Consider the following 17,965-nt stretch of genomic DNA (forward strand, 5'->3'; position numbering starts at 1 on the left):
ACTCAACCAGTTCGTGGCCAGCAACACAGCGCTTGGCCGCGCTGGCGTGCCGGATGACATCGGTCCGCTGATCGCCTCGTTGTTGGCTGAGGACAGCCGCTGGGCCAATGCGCAGCGCATCGAAGCCTCTGGCGGCATGTTTATCTAGGTGAACGCGCACGAACAGGCCATGTCGTCCATGCGGTCAATGGTCTCTGGCCTGCACGGCTAGCAGCGCAAGGTCGGGAGAAGGCGTCCGCCCCGATGCGGTACTGCGAGGAAGTAGCCCAACGCGCCAACATCAGCAGGACCTGGTACACATGCCTTGAACAGGGCGCGGGGCGCACCGTCATCCGGCGCGCTCGACCGCATCGCGCGGGCCCTTCTGCTTACTGATGCCGAGCGTGAGCACCTCTTCCTGCTCGGTCTCGGCCGTCCACCCGAGGCACGCTATCACAAGAACAACGGCGTGACGCCACGTTTGCAACGCGTGCTCGACGCGCTGGACCCAAGGCCGCCCTCACAAGAACCGCCGTATGGGGTGTCCTCGCCTGGAATCGGGCGGCGACCGTCATGCTGAGTGATTATGGGTTGTTGCCGCCGGAGCAGCGCAATCTGCTGCGCATCGTGCTCCTTAATCCATACGCACGCACTTGTCATGTCAATGGCCGCTTTGCCGGGTGGTCACGCTGCTGTCATGGCCGCGCCATAACACCGCGTCACCCTGAGCATGAGCCGTTCCGTCCTCACCCAGGAGACATGCCATGTTGACCGCTCGCGTTGGAATCGTGTCGCAGTCCGCCGCCGTACCTTACACCGATGTCGTCCGTGTCGCGCAGGCACTCAACCTGCAGATCAGCCGCGATCTCGCACCGATCTGGAATGTGTCGGGCACCGTCGTCGCGCTGGAGTCCGCCGACCATCTCGACCCAGGCGTCTGGCCGGTGTACGTGGTAGACGAGGTTCAAGCGGGCGCTGCCGGCTTTCATCTGAGCGAGCACAACCAGCCGTTCGCGGTTGTCCTCGCCGGCAATACATGGTCGCTGTCAGCGAGTCACGAAGTACTCGAAATGCTCGTCGATCCGGGCGGCAACCGCCTCACCGCGGCCAATGCCGTGGCGATCATTGACAACGAGGTGCAGGACGGTGACGGCAAGGTCGAATATCTGGTCGAGATATGCGATCCACCCGAAGACGCAACCTGCGCCTATCTCATCGACACCGTGCTGGTCTCGGACTTCTACACGCCTAACTATTTCGACCCAGCCGGCACGTCGGGCGCACGCTACAGTTTCAGCGGCAAGATCACGCGGCCTCGTCAGGTGCTGCCTAATGGCTACCTCACCTGGTTCAACCCGCAGAACAACAAGTTGCAGCAGGTCAGGCATTTCGGCGCCCCCGAAATTGTCGATCTGGCATCCGGGCAACCCGGTGGCGGATCGCTGACGGGCGGACGGTCGTTGCGCAGCTTCGTCGACGGTCTCACGCATTTGCCTCAGCCGCTCTCGCAATTCAAAGCCAGCGCGCCGGCCGTGGAACGGCGAGACGCGCGCCGCATGAACTTCGCCAGTGCGCTGCCAACCGGTGCGGCCCTTTTCTCGGCGGCGCTCGCCCGCCTCAAGACGGACTCCGCCGGCGCCACCGCCGATTCAGAACAGGAAACCCGGCCGATCAACATCCGGTCCATGCTCGACACGCACGCGGAGTCGTTCCGGCAAGCGGGTGTGCTGTCCGTGCGTAGCGGCTTGCAATGGGCGACGCCGGGGCGCGCGGTGATGCGTGCCATTGTCGTCACCGTGGTGGCGGACAAGCTCACAGCACTGCAAGCCGCCCTGCCGAAGCAGATCGACGGCGTTCCCGTCGATGTACGCGCTGCCGACACCATGGAATCGATGCAGGCGTTAGATCCTTCGCGATATTGCGCACTGGCTGAAGCTCGCCATGAACTGCGCCAACCCGATTTCGCGGACCAGGTGTTCTTCGATGGACAAGGCAACGCACTCGCGAGTCCGCCAGCGCCGCTACAGGCGTTCGTCACTGCCCGTGCGCGCAAGGTGGAGGTTGCGTACACACCGGCGCCCGATGCGAGTCTCGATGCGGTCACGGCGGAGGTCTCTCTGGTGCTGCATGTGAGTCCCGACGCCGGATGGGCGGAGCTATCGAACTTCATCGCCGGCGTTCGCGAAGAACTGGTGGTGGGCATGTACGACTTCACGTCCGAGCACATTCTCACCGCCGTCGAGTCCGCGTTCTCCGGAAACCAGAAGCTGACGCTCACGCTCGACCATCCCGCGAAGAATCCCACGGCCGACCAGACCGACGAGCAGACCCAGGCCGATCTCTCGACCAAGCTCGGCGATCGCTTCGACGGCACCTGGGCGCTCACCAACGCCGACCCGAAGGCGCCGGTCTGGATCTATCCGAACGCGTATCACATCAAGGTCGCTGTGCGCGAAGACGATACCTTCTGGCTCTCGTCGGGCAACTGGAACAACAGCAATCAGCCGGAGATCGATCTGTCGGACGTCGCGGCCGCACGCAAGCTCGCCGAGAAGAGCGATCGGGACTGGCATGTGATTGTCACGAGCAAGGCATTGGCAAATACATTCCGCGCATTCCTGCAGCACGACTATGCGGTCTCTCACGACGCGATAACTGAAGCCAAGGCACAGGGGTTGGATATTCCGCGAGCCGGGGGCGCCGCGCTCGACGTTCCGATCGAAGCGTTTGCAGCCGGCAAGGCCCCGCGCCAGTTCTTCGCGCCGAAGACGTTGAGCGATACCGTAGAAATCCAGCCGCTACTCACGCCCGATAACTATCAGCCGCATGTTCTGGCGCTTATCGGGTCCACCCAGCAGCGCTTCTATATGCAAACCCAATATATCCATCCGAGCGGACGCCCTGACGATGCAGAACATGATGCATTGATTGCGGCGGTGAAGGCGCTCGTCGACCGTAGCCTCGACGTGCGTCTGATCACCAGTCAGTTTCAGAACGATGCATGGGTCGAAAAGCTGGTCGCGGCGGGCGTGCCGTCGTCGGTGCTGCGCCGGCAGGCGAATGTTCACAACAAGGGGATTGTCGTCGACGGAAAAGTCGTCATGGTCAGCAGTCAGAACTGGTCGGCGGACGGCACGCTGCGTAATCGCGATGCGGGTCTGATTATTCATAGCGCCGATGCCGCGGCCTATTTCGAGCAGATCTTTCTGCACGACTGGAATTATCTGGCTTCGCCGGTGGGGAACTGAGGAAGCTTGCGGCGCGCGCCTGTCCGGTTCCGGACGCGTGCTCTGCAAAACAGATGCGGCACAACGTGGTAGCTGGCACGCCGCGTTGTGCTGTGTCACGCGCTGTATCTCAGCCGAGCTTTCAGCCAAGCGCGAGCAGCCATTCATAGAGCGCGTCATAGTAAGCGGCGCACGTATTCACACGCCATTGCGCGCCCGCATAGATGTCGTCCATTTGCGCAGGGAACTTCGTAGCGAGCGGCACGATGACGTTGACAGCCAGCCTTCCGCGTGCACCACGTCGATCGAAACGTGTTCGTCGTAGTACTCGAATTCACCCTCTCCACCCAGGCCGAGACGCCGGCATCCGCGCGTGAGTTTTTCGTATTGCGTCGGATCGAGCAACTCCGTCACGGCCATCACGCCCAGCGACTTCAGACCCTGGCTGCGATTCAGACCCGTCATCATGAACAGGTTATAGCCGGCCAGTCCTTGGCAGCCGAGCAGGGACGCGTGATCGTCGTCCGCATGAGGAATATCCACCGTCTGCAACAGGTGGCGAAACAACGTGACGTGGCTTCGCTGCGGATCGCCCTTGCCTGCTTCGTCCCAGAAGTTCTGCGACAGCTCGCCTCGCACGGAAGGCTCCGAGCCCAGCAACGCGAGCACGATCAGGTCGAAGAAGCGGATATTGAGCGTGCTGTCGCTGCGAAAGAACGCCGACAGTTGCACGCGCGTGGCGTCTTTTTCAAGGAAATCGAATAGCAGATGCTTTGACGCGCGATGCTGCGCCGATACCGAGCGGATGGCATCGGTCAGGTCGTGCGCGGTACGCACGTCGCCGCCAAGCCGCGTCGTGAGCAGCGCTTCGGTTGCGAGCCAGCGTCTCGCGGCATCCTGCACGCCGCCATGGCGCTCTCCCTTGCGCGGTATCTGAATGTGCCGCCGGCCCGAATCCCGGGCGACGGCAACGATCCGCTCGACGACCTTCCTGCCGATGAGGAGACGATCCGGACCGCCCTGCTCGACGCCTTCGACCGGCAGCGACAGGTCGATCTTGCGGCGAGGCTCGTAGCGCGCCATCTCACGCTTGGCCATTCGCCGCAGGCACTGATCGCCACACTTGCTTTGCGTTGCCAAGGCGTCGCCTCGGTACTCACCGCCGGCGCGTGACCGATGACAATCCGCCACCGCGGTGTAATATCTTGGTCACAACGTCCTCCGTGAGCGGCGCTTGGTTACGATCACCAATCGACCTCGATGGAGCCCATGGGGAACAGCATGAGGGGCTTCCTTCTGGCATTGGCATGCGGGTGTGTGCTGTCGGTCGCCACGATGCAGGATCTATTGCCCGCCCCCGCGCCCGTAGCGCCCGTCGGCGGAAAAGACTTCCTTGCCCAGGCGAAGCGAGTGGTCGACGCCGCCACGCGACCCGCCGCACCTTGGAGCGGGCCGCGCAGCGGGCCCCGCGCGCAATCCGGGAAACGCATCGCCGTCGTCGCCGAGGATTTGCGCAACGGCGGCATCCTCGGTGTGGTCGACGGTGTGCTGGAGGCGGCCAAGGTCGTAGGCTGGAGCGTGAAGATATTCGACTCCGGCGGCGCGGCCGACCTGCGGCTGAAGATGCTTGCGAATGCGCTGGCAAGCCGCCCCGACGGTCTGATCATCGCGGGCGGCGACGCACACGCCCTGCTGCCCGGGCTGCGGCCGTTTGCGGAGCGAAGCATTCCGATCGTCGGCTGGCATGTCGCGACTCAGCCTGGACCCGTGCCAGGTACACCCGTCGCGATGAACGTGTCCACGGATCCGCTCCAGGTCGCGCGGGTGACGGCGCTGGCGGCCATCGTGCAGTCCGGCGGGCATGCGGGCGTCGTCATCTTCACCGATAACAGTTTCCGGATTGCACAGGAGAAGGCCGATACGATGGCTGCCGTCGTGCGCGCGTGCAGCGGCTGCACCCTGCTCGAAGTGCGCGACGTGGCGATTTCGCACAGCCAGCACCTCATGCCGGGCACGACACGCGCCCTGCTCGCGCACTACGGCTCGCGCTGGACCTGTGCGCTGGCGATCAACGACATCTACTTTGACTATGCCGTCCCGGTGCTAACCCAGGCGGGAATGTCAAACGCTGCAATGATCATGCTGTCGGCCGGCGACGGCAGCGAGTCTGCCTTCCTGCGCATCCGCACGGGCACGTTCCAGACGGGCACCGTGGCCGACCCCTTGAATCAGCACGGATGGCAGCTGGTCGACGAAATGAACCGGCTCTTCGCCGGGGAAGGCGTCACGGGTTACGTGAGCCCCGTGCATCTCGTGACCGCGGACAACCTCGCCGCGGACGGCGGCGATCGTCTACTCTACGACCCTAACAACGGCTATCGCGACATCTACCGTCGGATCTGGCACCGCCCGTGAAACTCCCGCTCCCACAGTCCCTCACCGCGCAGTTCGCGCTCGTGGTTTCCTGCCTCGCCGCATTGGTGGTCATGGTCGGTGCCACGACCATATACTCGTTGGCCGGGTCGGCTCACTCGATCCGCCAGCTGGCCGACGAGCGGCTCGCCCGCCTCGCGCAGGCGCAGGATCTTGCGCAACACACGCTGACAATCGAACGCCTCGCGTTGCAGTTGTCTCGTGACGACACGGTCGAGGCCGTGCGTGAGACGCATCGGCATGTGCTTGCACAGCTGGCATCCTTCGACAGCCTCGTGGACAGTCTCGCCTCCGCGACTGCAAGTGACGAGCCAGGTGTCGACGCGCTGGCGCTATATCGCTCGAGCCAGCGCTTTCGCAACATCGTCAACATCGAGGCGCAGGTGCGTGAAACCGCGCTCGGTGAGCGAGTTGCGCCGGCGTCCGCGCAACGGTCAGGCGTGTCGTTGGCCGGCCTCGACGACGATCTGCGCCGCGCGGCCGACGGCCTCGCTGTCGCGGCTCACGAGCAGTCGGACTATTTGACGCGCGACTACCGCGAAGCAGTCCAGCATCTAGCCGATCAGGCCGATCGCATCCGCACATGGGTGGGCGGTGGAGTCGTGGTGAGCCTGCTGTTCGCCTGGCTGATCGCCCGCGAATTTCTGGGGCGCCATGTCGTGACGCGGCTGCGCCGGGTCAGCCACTTCCTGCGGCACGGCGATGCCGGGAATATGCAGGCGGGTGTTCCCGTGCAAGGCGGCGACGAGATTGCCGACATGGCGCGCGCGGTCGAGCAGTTCCTCGAAGACCGGCGCCAGCGCCGTCAGGCCGAGGATGCGCTGAAGGAACTCAACGCCGGACTCGAGGCGCGTGTCGCGCAGCGCACGGCCGAACTCAGTGCGGCGCTCGCGGGCCAGGCGGCCGAGATCGTCGAGCGCCAACACGCCGAAGAGGCGGTCCGGGAGAGCGAGAACTTCCTGAACAACATCATCGAAAACATGCCGGACGTGGTCTTCGTCAAAGAGGCGTCGACGCAGCACTTCGTGCGCCTGAACAAGGCTGCAGAGCAACTGCTCGGCTACGGGCGGGAGGAACTCATCGGCCGGTCAGTTCACGACCTGTTTCCCGCGGGCGAGGCTGAATTCTTCGCGCTGAAGGATCATGCCGTGCTGGAGTCGCGACAGATGATCGACGTGCCAGAGGAGCCGGTCCATACGCGTTACGGGCTGCGCCTCGTGCACACGATGAAGATTCCGATCCTCGATGTGCGCGGCGAGCCGCAGTTCCTGCTCGGGATATCGCGCGACATCACCGAGCACAAGCGTGCCGAAGAGGAATTGCGGCGCTATCGCGAGCACCTGGAAGACATGATCCGCGAACGGACGGCGGAACTGGCCGTTGCGAAGGACCATGCGGATGCGGCCAACCAGGCCAAAAGTGACTTTCTCGCGCACATGAGCCACGAACTGCGCACGCCGCTCAACGGGATTCTCGGTTATGCGCAAATCCTCAGACGCGACAAGAGCCTCGATCAACGACAGATCGACGGGCTCACAGTCATCCAGCGCAGCGGCGAACATCTGCTTACGCTCATTGACGACATCCTCGATATGGCCAAAATCGAGGCCGGCAGAATGGAACTCAATCTCTCCGACGTTCCGCTCGAACGGTTCGTCTACTTCATCGCCGAGACGATTCGGGTAAAGGCAACGGAAAAGGGCCTGACCTTCGCTTGCGAGATGGCGCCCGACGTGCCCGCGGCTGTGCTGGTGGACGAGCTACGGCTGCGCCAGGTGCTGCTCAACCTGCTTTCCAATGCAATCAGATTTACCGACCAGGGGAGCGTGCGTCTTAGCGTCGGGTTCACGCCGTCCGCGCGACTGCGTTTCGAAGTGCAGGACACCGGCATCGGCATAGACGAAGCGCACCTGGACGCGATTTTCAGGCCTTTCGAGCAAGTGAGCGACGCCCGCCACCGGTTGGGCGGCACGGGGCTCGGCCTGCCCATCAGCCGCCAACTCGTGCGCCTGATGGGAGGCGAGATTCATGTCGAGAGCCGGCGCGACGCTGGCAGCTGCTTCTCGTTCGAACTGAACGTCAAGGTGGTGGCGCCTCCGGCGGGTGTGGCCGCGTCCGAACGGCTCGTCAGCGGCTACGAGGGGCCGCGCAAGACTGTCCTGGTCGTGGACGACGTGGCGGAGAACCGTGCGTTGATGGTGGATATGCTTGGGCCGCTCGGCTTCATCATCGCGGAGGCCGCAAATGGATTAGAAGCGTTGGAGAAAGCCAGAGCGCTCCATCCTGCGCTCGTCTTGATGGATGTCATCATGCCCGGGATGGACGGGCTCGAGGCCACGCGTCGCCTGCGCCAGATGCCCGAGTTCCGGGAGTTGCCGATCATCGCGGTTTCCGCAGGCGCCTCGGGGACCGATGCGGCACAAAGTCTGGCCGCAGGAGCGAATGCCTTTCTCGCCAAACCGATCGACTTGAGTGGGTTACTGACGCAGGTCGCGGCTTTGCTGAATGTCGAGTGGAACGACGAAGCTACGGATGCAGGCCCGGGCCAAACGGCTGTTACCGCTGCTGGCCCTTTCACCGGGACCTTGATCGCGCCGCCGCCGCCGGAGATCGAAGCGTTGCACCACCTGGCGCGGCTCGGCGACATGCGTGCCATCATGCAGTACGCCGCGCACGTGACCGAGCTTGACGAGCGCTATCGTCCTTTCGCGGACCACCTGTGCCGGCTGGCGAAGGGGTACCGGTCCAAGGCAGTCCTCAGCTTCGTCGAGCAATATCTGGAAACGAGACAAACTCGATGATCGTGCTGCATCGCACCGGGCAAGCGCGCTTCTACTCGATGACCAACCCATGCCGGATCGCGTAGCGGATCACCTCGGCATTGTTTGAAAGCCCGAGTTTCTGCATCAGTCGCATCTTGTGTGTACTGATCGTTTTGGCGCTGAGCGCGCATGTGTCGGCGATTTCGTTGATGGTCTTGCCCGCCGCTAGCATCTGCAGCACCTGGAATTCGCGGTCCGACAGCACTTCATGCGGCGGCACGTCGCTGCGCTGCGTTTCGAAGACCATCGCATCGACGAGCTTCGGATCGATGAAGCGGCCGCCGTCCATGAGCTTGCGGATCGCAGCGAGCAGCAGTTCCGGGTCGCTGTCCTTGGTCAGATAGCCGGTTGCACCCGCGCGCAAAGCGCGCGAGGCGACCTGGGCCTCGTCGTGAATGCTCAGCACCAGCACGGGTAGAGAAGGCTGCTCGGCGCGCACACGCCGGATCAGGTCGACGCCGCTGATGCCGGGCATCGTCATGTCGAGCAGCAGCAGATCGACGGCGCATGAGCGCAGCTTGTCGACCACTTCCGAGCCTTGCGCCGCTTCGGCCGCAACGACGATATCGCTCGTGGTTGCGATGATCTGCCTGAGTCCGCCACGCACGATCGCATGATCGTCTGCAATGAGTATTCTGATCATGTTTGAGGTCCGCCATCGAGCGGAACTTTAATCGAAACCGTGGTCCCCGCACCCGGATCGCTGTCGATCGAAAGCGATCCGCCGATCATTCGTGCCCGCTCGGTCATGCCGAGCAGCCCGTATGAATAGTCGCGGCGCGCTGTCTGCAGATCGAAGCCGCGTCCGTCGTCGCGCACATGCAGTTCGAGCCTCGCCGCCGTCGAAATCAGCATCACCTCCACGCGCGCCGCATCCGCGTGGCGCGCGACGTTCGTCAGCGACGCCTGCACGATGCGGAACACGGCCGTCGCATGGGGGTCCGGCAGCACGGGCTCACCGCCTTCGATGCGCAACTCGCAGGTAATGGCATTGCGCCGGTTGAAGTCATCGACGAGCCATTCCAGCGCCGACACGATACCGAAGTTGAGCGCAGCCGGTCGCAAATGGCTCGCGACATTGCGCACCATCGAGATCGTGCCCTCGACCAGTTCGCGCATGTCGTCGGCTTTTTTCGTTGCTTCCGGGTCGTCCGCGATCCGCATCTTGAGCAGCGACACGTCCATCTTGAGCGCAGTCAGCAACTGGCCAAGCTCGTCGTGAATCTCCAGCGCAATCCGCTTTCTCTCCTCTTCACGGATCGCTTCCATGTACGCGGACAGCTCGCGTAGCTGCTCGCGGGACTCGACGAGTTCCTGCTCTGTCTGCTTGCGCCCCGTGATGTCGTTCAGGCCGACGTAAATCGCCGGGGCGTCGTCGTAGGTCGCCACGCGCGCCGTCGCCATCGCCCAGAACTGTGTGCCGTCGGCGCGCCGGAACTGCGCCTCCGAATTGCGCAGGCTACCTTCCGTCTTCAGATGTTGGATCAGATGTTCGCGCTCGTCTCGATCGGCGTAGAAGTCCGCGATATTGGCCGACATGGCTTCGCTCATGCGGAACAGTTCACGCAGCGGCTGGTTCGTGTACAGGATGCGCCCCTCCGGCATCGAGGTGATGCACAGCGACACCGGACTCGATTCGACGATCGCGCGAAAGCGCGCCTCGCTTGCCTTCAGGCGCGCGTCCGCGCGCCGCCGCTCGTCGATCTGCGCCTGCAGATTCGCGTTGGCGCGCTCCAGTTCTCCGGTGCGCAACGCGACACGCCGTTCGAGATCGTCGCGCGCTTGCGAGAGCGCAGCCTCCGTTTCCTTGCGCACGGCCACTTCCGCGAGCAGTCGCCGGTTTTGCGCGAGAACCTGCTTGTGCATCACGCGCAGTTCGAGGTGTACGCCAACGCGGGCCAGCATCTCGTCGACGCGCAACGGCTTGGTCACATAATCGACGCCGCCCGCCGAAAAGCCTTCGACCCGATCTTCGTTGGCCGTTAGCGAAGTCATGAATATGACGGGTATATCGCGCGTGCGCTCATCGTGCTTCAGGCGCCGACAGGTCTCGAAACCATCGATGCCCGGCATCTTCACGTCGAGCAGGATCACATCGGGCTGCGAGAAGGCCGCGCGCTCCAACGCTTCGATACCGTCGAGCGCCACCAGCACACGAATGCCGCGTGCCTCGAGACTGTCGACGACCACGCCGACATTCGCCGGCGTATCGTCGACGATCAGGATCGTTCCCCTATGCGCAACTGGAGCGGCGGGATGGCTCATGACGCGGTGTTCCTTTCGAGGTACCGCACAAGCCGTTGCGCGATCGCCTTCGACTGATGCTCCATCAGCACGAGCGTGATCGCGTAGCTAAACACGGGCACCGTCGCAAGCAGCCGCAGCACCGCGCTGCGCCGCACGTACCGAAGCCCGCTCCACCATGCGTCGAACCTGTCGAGAGCCATATCTCCCCGCGAGTGCCGCCGTTGTGGATGTTCTATTCTGCACTCGATGCCAAAGCCGGGTCTACCGCGGCCTCACAGCCGTTGCGCGCTGCCTGCATGCCTTTCTGCGGTTTTGCCTGCGTTGCCCGTTCGCTATTCCGTCGCCTCGCCCACCGCCACCAGCCGGACCGCGCGCGCCGGATGCCCGATCAGCTCGTCGAGCAGATCCGCCATTTCGCAGAGCGTCTGGAAGCCCCGATCGTCCATTTGATCCGCGTGATAGCGCCGCAAATCGTGCATCGTTTCGCCCAGGCGCCTGAGCGCGTCGGGGGTGCTGTCGACCAACGGCCAGCAGTGCATCAGATACGCAAGCAATGTCACGCTGCGCGTCTCGCACCAGGTATCGAACAGCCGCAGACAGATTGCGTTGACTTGCTCGACGATGTTCTCCCGCTCCGACAGATAGGCGATCATGTTGCATCGGTATGAATTGCGTTTCGATCACACATCATCTGCCAGCAGAATGTCTGTCGCATTCAGCGCAAGCTGGAAAACCAGGGTGTGACATCCTGATTCGCGCGTCAGGAAATCCTTAACGCCATTCACGCAAAGAAGGCCCAGATGGGTGAAAACCCTTGTATGCCATTCTTCATGCTGCTCGCGGTTCAGGAAATCCTGACGGCCGAAATCAGCGCTTCCTGATGTGACATTCCGCCGAAGCCGATTGGTCGCGCGCACCGATCGCCATAGCATCGATTCATCGTGCATCGCGGGGAAAGTCATGGCGGGCGACAGATCGCTGCGTTCTCAGGTCGAAAAACTGATTGGCTCGACGCGTGGCCAAGCGGCGCGCGTGCGCCTGCTGGAGCGCACCCGCTCGGGCGGCACCTGCCGAGTGTGCATTCAGATCGACCGGCCGACCGGGACGTTTTCACTTTTCTTTTTTCGCCATGCCGACGGCACGTGGCACGTGTTTCCGCCGGGCCAGCACCGTCCGGCGATGGGGATGAGCCGCAAAGCGGCCTGACCGTTCAGCAAGCCGAGGGAGACGCCCATGCTCGATGACGCTTCAGACACACTGCCGCAATATGTAATCGAACTGCGCGCCTGGATCAGCGACTGGTACGACCATGCGTTCAAGGTCGGCTACGTCTGCCCACCCTTCGCGCTCGACGCGGCGATTGCTGATCGGCTCGAAGGCTATTTCCAGGCGGGACTGACGCCAGCCGAAGGCGCGATTGCGTTCTTCGGCCTCGTGCACTGAGAGGCGCGAGCAATCTGCGCCGGTCAGCGTAACCGCCCAAACGCACGCAATACGGCGTCACCCCGCGGCGTCACGCGAGGAAACCGCAAGCCCGAACCAGCTGGCTCGTTCGCGATCAACTGCAGTTCGCGGAGCGCGCCAAGCTCCACCCGGTCCGAATCGATCCGTTCGGGCGCATCCTTCACTAGTAACAACGTGGCCACTTCGTGCGGGCTCAACATGTCGTTTTACCTCCCGGCGGGAACGAAGAACGGGTAACCAGCGCCGGCGACGGCTGGATCGGCTGGACGCCAGGTGCGGCGCGGAACTGGTCGGACGGTTGCATCAGGTTGGTCGGAACGGATACGGCAAAATAGTCGGGCCTTAGAGCAAACATTCTAACTTTGTTAAGTCGGACTATCATTTCCACGCGCCAGGGAGTTTCCCCAATATGTGGGAAATGGATGCTTATGCTCAGTGGGCTGCGGAAACGAAGGGCTCATCGACGTAGGTACAGCCAATCCCGGTTGCAAGGCGTGTGACTTGTCGGGCGCGTCGACTATGATGTTCTTCATCCAATGATGTTGACGATCCGCGAGAACGGCGATGAAGCCAATCAGATCGCGAGTGCCATGCGACGAAGCGGCCGACCTGCCAGACGATTTGACTGCCGTTGGACCAGCGGCGACGCGCAATGACTGAGAACGCAACAGCTGCGCGGTCTGTGAAAACAGAACCACGGCATTGAGCACGCTGGACTGCCCCGTCAGCACAGGAGGGCCTATGCACTCGGGAGTGAAGTCCGGCGTGCGTCTGAGGCGTTACGCAATCACGGCAACGGCGATCATTGCCGGCTTGATTGTCGTCGGACGCATCACCAGCGTCCTGGTCGACTGGTTGTGGTTCTCATCGATCGGCTACGGTGGCGTTTTCTGGACCATCCTCTGCGCGAAAGGGCTGCTGTTCGCCGCCGTGTTCGCGGTCTCGGCTGGCACGATATGGCTCTCGGGAATCCTCGCGCATCGTTACGCGCAGCGCGTCGATATCTTGCGGCCGGCAGCACCCGGTCGGTCGGGTGCGACGGAAGTCACCGACGATCTGGCCGAACTGGTCGCGTCGCGCATTCCCTGGCGCGCCAGTATTGCCTGCGCCGCAATCATCTTTGGGCTGGTCATCGCGGCCAGCGTGATCTCTAGTTGGGACATCGCGCTTCGCTTCCTTTACCAGGTGCCTGTCGGCGAGCGCGATCCGATCTTTGGCAGGGACATCGGCTTTTATCTCTTCTCGCTGCCCGTGTATGTCGCGCTCAAGAACTGGCTGCTGTGGCTGGTCTTCTGCAGCGCGATCGTGACAGTCGCTGTCTACGGCTTGCGCGGCGATATCGCGCTGGAGCGGCCGCCACGGACGCTCTCGGCCGCCGCGATCACGCATGGTTCCGCACTGCTTGGCTTGTTCTTTGCGTTAATGGCCTGGTCATGGTGGCTCGACCGCTTTTTGCTGCTCTATGACGACAACGGCGTCGTAGTCGGCGCCAGCTATACCGATGTCCATGTTCAGGTGCCGATCCTGTGGATGCTTGTCGGGCTCGCCGCGGCGTCATCCGTCGCCCTTTGGCTCAACATGCGCCGGCGCAGCTACCGGCTGCCTGCCGCCGTCGCGCTGCTCGTATCCGGCTGTGCGTTGGTATTCGGCGTGATCTATCCGCCGCTATTTCAGCGTTTCTATGTCAAACCGAGCGAACTGAAACTGGAAGCACCCTATATCGCGCACAATATCGCGCTGACGCGACAGGCTTACAACCTCGCACAGATCGCCGTCAAGCCGTTCGACGCCGAGCCGGGATTGACGCTCGACTCGCTGCGGGCCAATCGTGCGACGATCGACAACATCCGGTTATGGGATGTGCAACCGCTGATGGATACCTACGCGCAGTTGCAGGAGATCAGGACTTACTACAAATTTTTCTCGGTGGACATCGACCGCTACCAGCTCGATGCCGGGTATCGGCAGGTGATGCTGTCGGCGCGCGAACTGGAGCCGGCGATGCTGCCGCCCAACGCCCAGACCTGGGTGAACCTGCACCTTATCTTCACCCACGGTATCGGCGTCGTGATGTCGCCGGTCACCGAGAAATCCACCGAAGGCTTGCCCTTCTTCTATCTGCACGATATTCCGCCAGTCTCCAACGGCGGCCCGGTCATTCGCGAACCACGTCTTTATTTCGGCGAAGGCCGGCAGAACTATGTGATCGTGAAGGGCAACGTAGCCGAATTCGACTATCCGAAAGGCGCGGACAATGCCTACACCACGTACAGCGGGCGCGACGGCGTCGCCATCGGCGGTGCGCTGCGACGCAGTCTGTTCGCCTGGCAGCTCGGAGATCCCAACATCCTCCTGAGCGGCTATCTCACCGACCGGAGCCGAATCCTGCTTCACCGCAACATTCAGGAGCGCGTGCGTAGGATCGCGCCGTTCCTGACTCTCGACCATGACCCCTATCTCGTCGCAAGCGCGGGGCGTCTGTTCTGGATCCAGGACGCCTATACCGTCAGCCAGTGGTTTCCTTACTCCCGGCCTGGTTTCGGCGACGGCGACGGCGCGAATTACATCCGCAATGCAGTCAAGGTGGTGGTCGACGCATACAACGGCACCGTCGATTTCTACCTCAGCGATCCCGCCGATCCGCTCGTGCGGACCTACGAGCGCATCTTCCCGGCTTTGTTCAAGCCTTTGGCCGCGATGCCGCCGGAGCTTCGGCAGCATGTCCGCTACCCCGAGGATCTGTTCCTGATCCAGGCGCAACTCTTCCGCGCCTATCACATGGATGCGCCGGAGGTCTTCTACAACCGCGAGGATCTGTGGCAGTTTCCCCGGGAGCTCGCCGGTATGGATAGCGAGAACACCGCCAGCACGATGCCGCCGTACTACACGATCATGCGACTGCCCGGCGACGCACGCGCCGAGTTCATCCTCATGCTGCCGATGGTGCCGAGTCAACGGGAGAACATGATCGCGTGGCTCGCGGCGCGTTGCGATCCATCTGGGTACGGCAAGCTCATCGTCTATACGTTTCCGAAGGACAAGCTGGTCTATGGGCCGTTTCAGATCGAAGCGCGCATTCAGCAGAACACCGAGATATCGCAGCAGATCTCGCTATGGAACCAGATGGGCTCACGCGTCATTCGCGGTCATCTCGTGGTCGTGCCGATCGAGAACTCGCTGCTCTACGTCTCTCCGCTCTATTTGCGTGCGGCGTCCGGTCAGTTGCCGGAACTGAAGCGGGTGATCGCCGCCTATGGTGACCGCGTGGTGATGGAGGACAGCTTGGGCGATGCGCTGGCGGCGCTTTTCAAGCAGACCGCGCAAGCCGCATCGCCAGCCGGGGCCACGACGAACGCGCCGAACGCGCGCGCCCGCGAGGCGCTTGCGCACTATGACCGCGCGATCGAGCGGCTGAAGGCCGGAGACTGGAGCGGCTTCGGCACGGAACTGGATGCCCTGCGGCCGTTGCTCGAGGCGCTCGGCGCCGGCCGTTCCGACGCCCGGAAGTGACCCGGGTGAAATTTCGTCACAGGGCAAACAGCCGCCCCAGATGAGGCTCGCGATCCCCGACGCCGGCGAGCCGCAACGCGTGCCAGGCCATTGCGTAATTACTCGAGATGACCGGCTTGCCGATCGCCGCCTCGAGTTGCGGAATCAATCCGGCAATGCGCAAGCTCGTGCACGAAACGAAAATCGCATCCACGTCATCGTTTCGCGCAAGTCGCTCGACGCCAGTTCGCAGCGACGCCGCATCGATCCGCGCCACTTCGTTATCGTTGACATGCTCGAACGACGCCATGCGCGTAATCGCGTGGCCACGCGACTCGATGTAGTCGCGCATGTAATCGTTGATCGACCGTACATAGGGGGTCAGCAGGGCCGTGCGCTCAACGCCTAGTGCGCGAAGCGCCGCTAGCGCAGCGGTGATCGGCGTAGTGCTCGCGGCATCGGGACGCGCTTCGCGAATTCGCGCGAACACCTTGTCCTCGCCGATTACCATCGACGCAGACGTGCAGCCAAACGCCATCACATCGATGCGCTCGCCCGGGCGGATCAGCGCGACCGCCGGTGCAATGCGATCCTCCATTTCCGCCAACCGTTCGGGCGTAATGTCCGCCGAGTTGTACACGCGGCTTTCGTAGAACGCCACGCCGTCCTGCCTCAGCAAACCCCGCCACTCATGCTCAATCGTATGATCGGTGGCGAGCACCACGAGGCCGATCGCGGCACGCCGGCAGATGCCGTCGTCCAGTGTGAATTCGAGCCTCGTGTACGCGTCGTCCTGCTGTTCAATCGCACTCATTTCAGCGTCATCCTGTCATGTCACGTTCGGGCTCGCGAGTACCTGCCCTCACTGTCTTTTTAAAGGTAGAGGATTGCCGGCGCCCTGGTGTAACGATTTATACGCAAATACCCTATACGTCCCCACGCACACCGGCTCCTATCATGAAAGGAGCGCTTTTAGTGCCAGCGCGCCGGTGAAGCCAGCACGCGCAATCGCTCATTTCCGTCCGTTTTCTGATGTCACCGGGCATGTCCGTGTGGCGGATCGTCCGATCCCTTTCACAATAAGGAGTCACCAACATGATTGCTCAGAAGATTGGCTGGCCCAGTGCAGAACGTGGCTTGTGGCAAACGACCGTCGCGGCCGTGGCGGCGGCACTGGCCGTGCTCGCCGGCATCGTTCCGGGTTCGGCGCTAGGTCAGGGGGGCGCCATCAAGATCGGCGTGCCCGTTCCGCTGTCGGGCAGCAGTGCCAATGCCGGCACCGACATCGTCAACGGCGCGAAGCTCGCCGCCGCCAGAATCAACGCGGCCGGCGGCGTACTCGGCAAGCAGATCGAACTGGTGCCCGAGGACGACGCCTGTGATGCGCAGACCGCGGTGCAGGCGGCACAGAAACTCGTCGATGCGGGCGTTGTCACCGTAGCGGGCGGCTATTGCTCGAGCGCGGCGCTGCCGGAATCGAACACCTTTCATCGCGCCGGGATTCCCTACGTGCTGGATGCGTCGACCAATCCGCAACTGACCGAGATGGGGTACGACAACGTGTTTCGCACGATCGGCCGTGACGATCAGCAGGGCCCTTTCGCGGCAAGCTTCATGAAAGACGTGCTGCACGCGAAACGCGTGGCGGTGATCGACGACAACACGACCTATTCCAAAGGTCTCGCGCAGAACACCGTGCAAGCCCTGAAGAAGGACGGCGTCGATGTCGTCTACGCCAATTCGATCACGCCCGGCCAGATGGACTACTCACCGACGCTGACGCGGGTCGGCTCGCTGAAACCTGACGTGATCTACTACACCGGCTATTTCTCCGAAGCCGGTCTGATGGTCAAGGAGGCGCGGCAACTGGGCCTAAAAATGACCTTCATGGGCGGCGACGCCACCAACGATCCCACGCTGATGAAGACGGCCGGCCCCGCGGCCGACGGCATGATCATCACGACCGCACCGCTCGCGCAGTTTCTGAGCGGCGCGCACGCGTACGTCGACGACTATACGAAAGCCTACGGGCAAGGGCCGGGACCGTACTCGGTCTATGAATACGATGCTGTCGGAGTCACGGCGAAAGCCATTGCGGATGCAAAATCGACACAGCCTGCCGCGATCACCGCTGCTCTGCACAAGATCTCGAACTACCCGGGCGCGACCGGAACCATCGCCTTCAATGCGAAGGGGGACCGCAGTAAAGCGGTATACATCACCATCATCGTGCACAACGACAACTTCGAGCCCTATCAGCGGCAGGATGCGAACGGACATTGGGTAGCGATGAAGTAGGCGTCA

Annotated in this window: 16 protein-coding genes and 2 pseudogenes; 9 read left to right on the forward strand and 9 right to left on the reverse strand. The window is 62.8% G+C overall.

Going from position 1 to position 17,965, the window contains the following annotated elements; all coding sequences use genetic code 11:
- The 3 genes and pseudogenes from HV770_RS38870 to HV770_RS26140 form a co-directional block, all read left to right on the forward strand.
- Positions 1 to 148, forward strand: a pseudogene (locus HV770_RS38870) (3-oxoacyl-ACP reductase); the annotation flags it as partial.
- 107 nt (positions 149 to 255) lie between these two features.
- Positions 256 to 645, forward strand: a pseudogene (locus HV770_RS26135) (MmyB family transcriptional regulator); the annotation flags it as partial.
- A gap of 98 nt (positions 646 to 743) precedes the next feature.
- Positions 744 to 3,227 (forward strand): phospholipase D-like domain-containing protein, encoded by a 2,484-nt coding sequence (locus tag HV770_RS26140; RefSeq protein WP_175164428.1) that lies wholly within the window; start codon positions 744 to 746, stop codon positions 3,225 to 3,227.
- 177 nt (positions 3,228 to 3,404) lie between these two features.
- On the opposite strand, the gene HV770_RS26145 is transcribed toward HV770_RS26140, so the two are convergent.
- Positions 3,405 to 4,304 carry an iron-containing redox enzyme family protein gene (locus HV770_RS26145; RefSeq protein WP_246291165.1) on the reverse strand — a complete coding sequence of 300 codons (900 nt, stop codon included), beginning with the start codon at positions 4,302 to 4,304 and terminating at the stop codon, positions 3,405 to 3,407.
- A gap of 183 nt (positions 4,305 to 4,487) precedes the next feature.
- Here HV770_RS26145 and HV770_RS26150 point away from each other — a divergent pair, with 183 nt between their 5' ends.
- On the forward strand, positions 4,488 to 5,621 hold the full coding sequence (locus tag HV770_RS26150) for a substrate-binding domain-containing protein (protein ID WP_175164430.1): 1,134 nt from the start codon (positions 4,488 to 4,490) through the stop codon (positions 5,619 to 5,621).
- Here HV770_RS26150 and HV770_RS38875 read toward each other — a convergent pair.
- Positions 5,594 to 5,875, reverse strand: a complete 282-nt coding sequence (locus HV770_RS38875; protein ID WP_246291166.1) for a hypothetical protein — start codon at positions 5,873 to 5,875, stop codon at positions 5,594 to 5,596. The two genes, HV770_RS26150 and HV770_RS38875, sit on opposite strands and share 28 nt — an antisense overlap.
- A gap of 147 nt (positions 5,876 to 6,022) precedes the next feature.
- On the opposite strand from HV770_RS38875, the gene HV770_RS26155 reads away from it, so the two are divergent.
- Positions 6,023 to 8,440 carry an ATP-binding protein gene (locus HV770_RS26155; protein ID WP_246291167.1) on the forward strand — a complete coding sequence of 806 codons (2,418 nt, stop codon included), beginning with the start codon at positions 6,023 to 6,025 and terminating at the stop codon, positions 8,438 to 8,440.
- Between the two features lie 31 nt (positions 8,441 to 8,471).
- On the opposite strand, the gene HV770_RS26160 is transcribed toward HV770_RS26155, so the two are convergent.
- From HV770_RS26160 to HV770_RS26180, 5 genes are all read right to left on the reverse strand, one after another.
- Entirely contained in the window at positions 8,472 to 9,104 is a 633-nt protein-coding gene (locus HV770_RS26160; RefSeq protein ID WP_175164434.1) for a response regulator, read from the reverse strand.
- Entirely contained in the window at positions 9,101 to 10,726 is a 1,626-nt protein-coding gene (locus HV770_RS26165; RefSeq protein ID WP_175164436.1) for a response regulator, read from the reverse strand. The genes HV770_RS26160 and HV770_RS26165 overlap by 4 nt, the downstream gene beginning before the upstream one ends.
- The gene (locus HV770_RS26170; protein ID WP_175164438.1) at positions 10,723 to 10,908 is read right to left on the reverse strand and encodes a hypothetical protein; all 186 of its coding nucleotides are present in this window, start codon (positions 10,906 to 10,908) and stop codon (positions 10,723 to 10,725) included. The genes HV770_RS26165 and HV770_RS26170 overlap by 4 nt, the downstream gene beginning before the upstream one ends.
- Before the next feature lie 132 nt (positions 10,909 to 11,040).
- On the reverse strand, positions 11,041 to 11,361 hold the full coding sequence (locus HV770_RS26175; RefSeq protein WP_175164439.1) for a hypothetical protein: 321 nt from the start codon (positions 11,359 to 11,361) through the stop codon (positions 11,041 to 11,043).
- A 27-nt stretch (positions 11,362 to 11,388) separates the two neighbouring features.
- A complete protein-coding gene (locus tag HV770_RS26180) occupies positions 11,389 to 11,625 on the reverse strand; it encodes a hypothetical protein (RefSeq protein ID WP_217468647.1) in 237 nt (78 codons plus the stop codon).
- Between the two features lie 43 nt (positions 11,626 to 11,668).
- On the opposite strand from HV770_RS26180, the gene HV770_RS26185 reads away from it, so the two are divergent.
- Positions 11,669 to 11,914, forward strand: a complete 246-nt coding sequence (locus tag HV770_RS26185) for a hypothetical protein (protein WP_175164443.1) — start codon at positions 11,669 to 11,671, stop codon at positions 11,912 to 11,914.
- 27 nt (positions 11,915 to 11,941) lie between these two features.
- Entirely contained in the window at positions 11,942 to 12,151 is a 210-nt protein-coding gene (locus HV770_RS26190; RefSeq protein WP_175164445.1) for a hypothetical protein, read from the forward strand.
- A 23-nt stretch (positions 12,152 to 12,174) separates the two neighbouring features.
- On the opposite strand, the gene HV770_RS38880 is transcribed toward HV770_RS26190, so the two are convergent.
- Complete coding sequence (locus tag HV770_RS38880; RefSeq protein ID WP_121324087.1) at positions 12,175 to 12,372, reverse strand: hypothetical protein; 198 nt, start codon at positions 12,370 to 12,372, stop codon at positions 12,175 to 12,177.
- Between the two features lie 541 nt (positions 12,373 to 12,913).
- Between HV770_RS38880 and HV770_RS26195 the strand changes: the two genes are divergently transcribed.
- Entirely contained in the window at positions 12,914 to 15,682 is a 2,769-nt protein-coding gene (locus tag HV770_RS26195; RefSeq protein WP_175164447.1) for a UPF0182 family membrane protein, read from the forward strand.
- A gap of 16 nt (positions 15,683 to 15,698) precedes the next feature.
- Here the strand turns inward: HV770_RS26195 and HV770_RS26200 are convergent, their stop codons facing one another.
- On the reverse strand, positions 15,699 to 16,475 hold the full coding sequence (locus tag HV770_RS26200; RefSeq protein WP_175164449.1) for a maleate cis-trans isomerase family protein: 777 nt from the start codon (positions 16,473 to 16,475) through the stop codon (positions 15,699 to 15,701).
- Between the two features lie 281 nt (positions 16,476 to 16,756).
- Here HV770_RS26200 and HV770_RS26205 point away from each other — a divergent pair, with 281 nt between their 5' ends.
- The gene (locus HV770_RS26205; RefSeq protein ID WP_175164450.1) at positions 16,757 to 17,959 is read left to right on the forward strand and encodes a branched-chain amino acid ABC transporter substrate-binding protein; all 1,203 of its coding nucleotides are present in this window, start codon (positions 16,757 to 16,759) and stop codon (positions 17,957 to 17,959) included.
- The last annotated feature ends 6 nt before the right edge of the window (positions 17,960 to 17,965 follow it).

Origin of the sequence: Paraburkholderia fynbosensis (assembly GCF_902859935.1) — a bacterium.
GTDB classification, from domain to species: Bacteria; Pseudomonadota; Gammaproteobacteria; order Burkholderiales; family Burkholderiaceae; genus Paraburkholderia; species Paraburkholderia fynbosensis.

Coding starts and splice junctions, on each gene's coding strand:
- HV770_RS26140 (WP_175164428.1), top strand. CDS start 744: ATGTTGACCGCTCGCGTTGGAATCGTGTCGCAGTCCGCCGCCGTACCT.
- HV770_RS26145 (WP_246291165.1), bottom strand. CDS start 4,304: ATGGCCAAGCGTGAGATGGCGCGCTACGAGCCTCGCCGCAAGATCGAC.
- HV770_RS26150 (WP_175164430.1), top strand. CDS start 4,488: ATGAGGGGCTTCCTTCTGGCATTGGCATGCGGGTGTGTGCTGTCGGTC.
- HV770_RS38875 (WP_246291166.1), bottom strand. CDS start 5,875: ATGCGTCTCACGCACGGCCTCGACCGTGTCGTCACGAGACAACTGCAA.
- HV770_RS26160 (WP_175164434.1), bottom strand. CDS start 9,104: ATGATCAGAATACTCATTGCAGACGATCATGCGATCGTGCGTGGCGGA.
- HV770_RS26165 (WP_175164436.1), bottom strand. CDS start 10,726: ATGAGCCATCCCGCCGCTCCAGTTGCGCATAGGGGAACGATCCTGATC.
- HV770_RS26170 (WP_175164438.1), bottom strand. CDS start 10,908: ATGGCTCTCGACAGGTTCGACGCATGGTGGAGCGGGCTTCGGTACGTG.
- HV770_RS26175 (WP_175164439.1), bottom strand. CDS start 11,361: ATGATCGCCTATCTGTCGGAGCGGGAGAACATCGTCGAGCAAGTCAAC.
- HV770_RS26185 (WP_175164443.1), top strand. CDS start 11,669: ATGGCGGGCGACAGATCGCTGCGTTCTCAGGTCGAAAAACTGATTGGC.
- HV770_RS26190 (WP_175164445.1), top strand. CDS start 11,942: ATGCTCGATGACGCTTCAGACACACTGCCGCAATATGTAATCGAACTG.
- HV770_RS38880 (WP_121324087.1), bottom strand. CDS start 12,372: ATGTTGAGCCCGCACGAAGTGGCCACGTTGTTACTAGTGAAGGATGCG.
- HV770_RS26195 (WP_175164447.1), top strand. CDS start 12,914: ATGCACTCGGGAGTGAAGTCCGGCGTGCGTCTGAGGCGTTACGCAATC.
- HV770_RS26200 (WP_175164449.1), bottom strand. CDS start 16,475: ATGAGTGCGATTGAACAGCAGGACGACGCGTACACGAGGCTCGAATTC.
- HV770_RS26205 (WP_175164450.1), top strand. CDS start 16,757: ATGATTGCTCAGAAGATTGGCTGGCCCAGTGCAGAACGTGGCTTGTGG.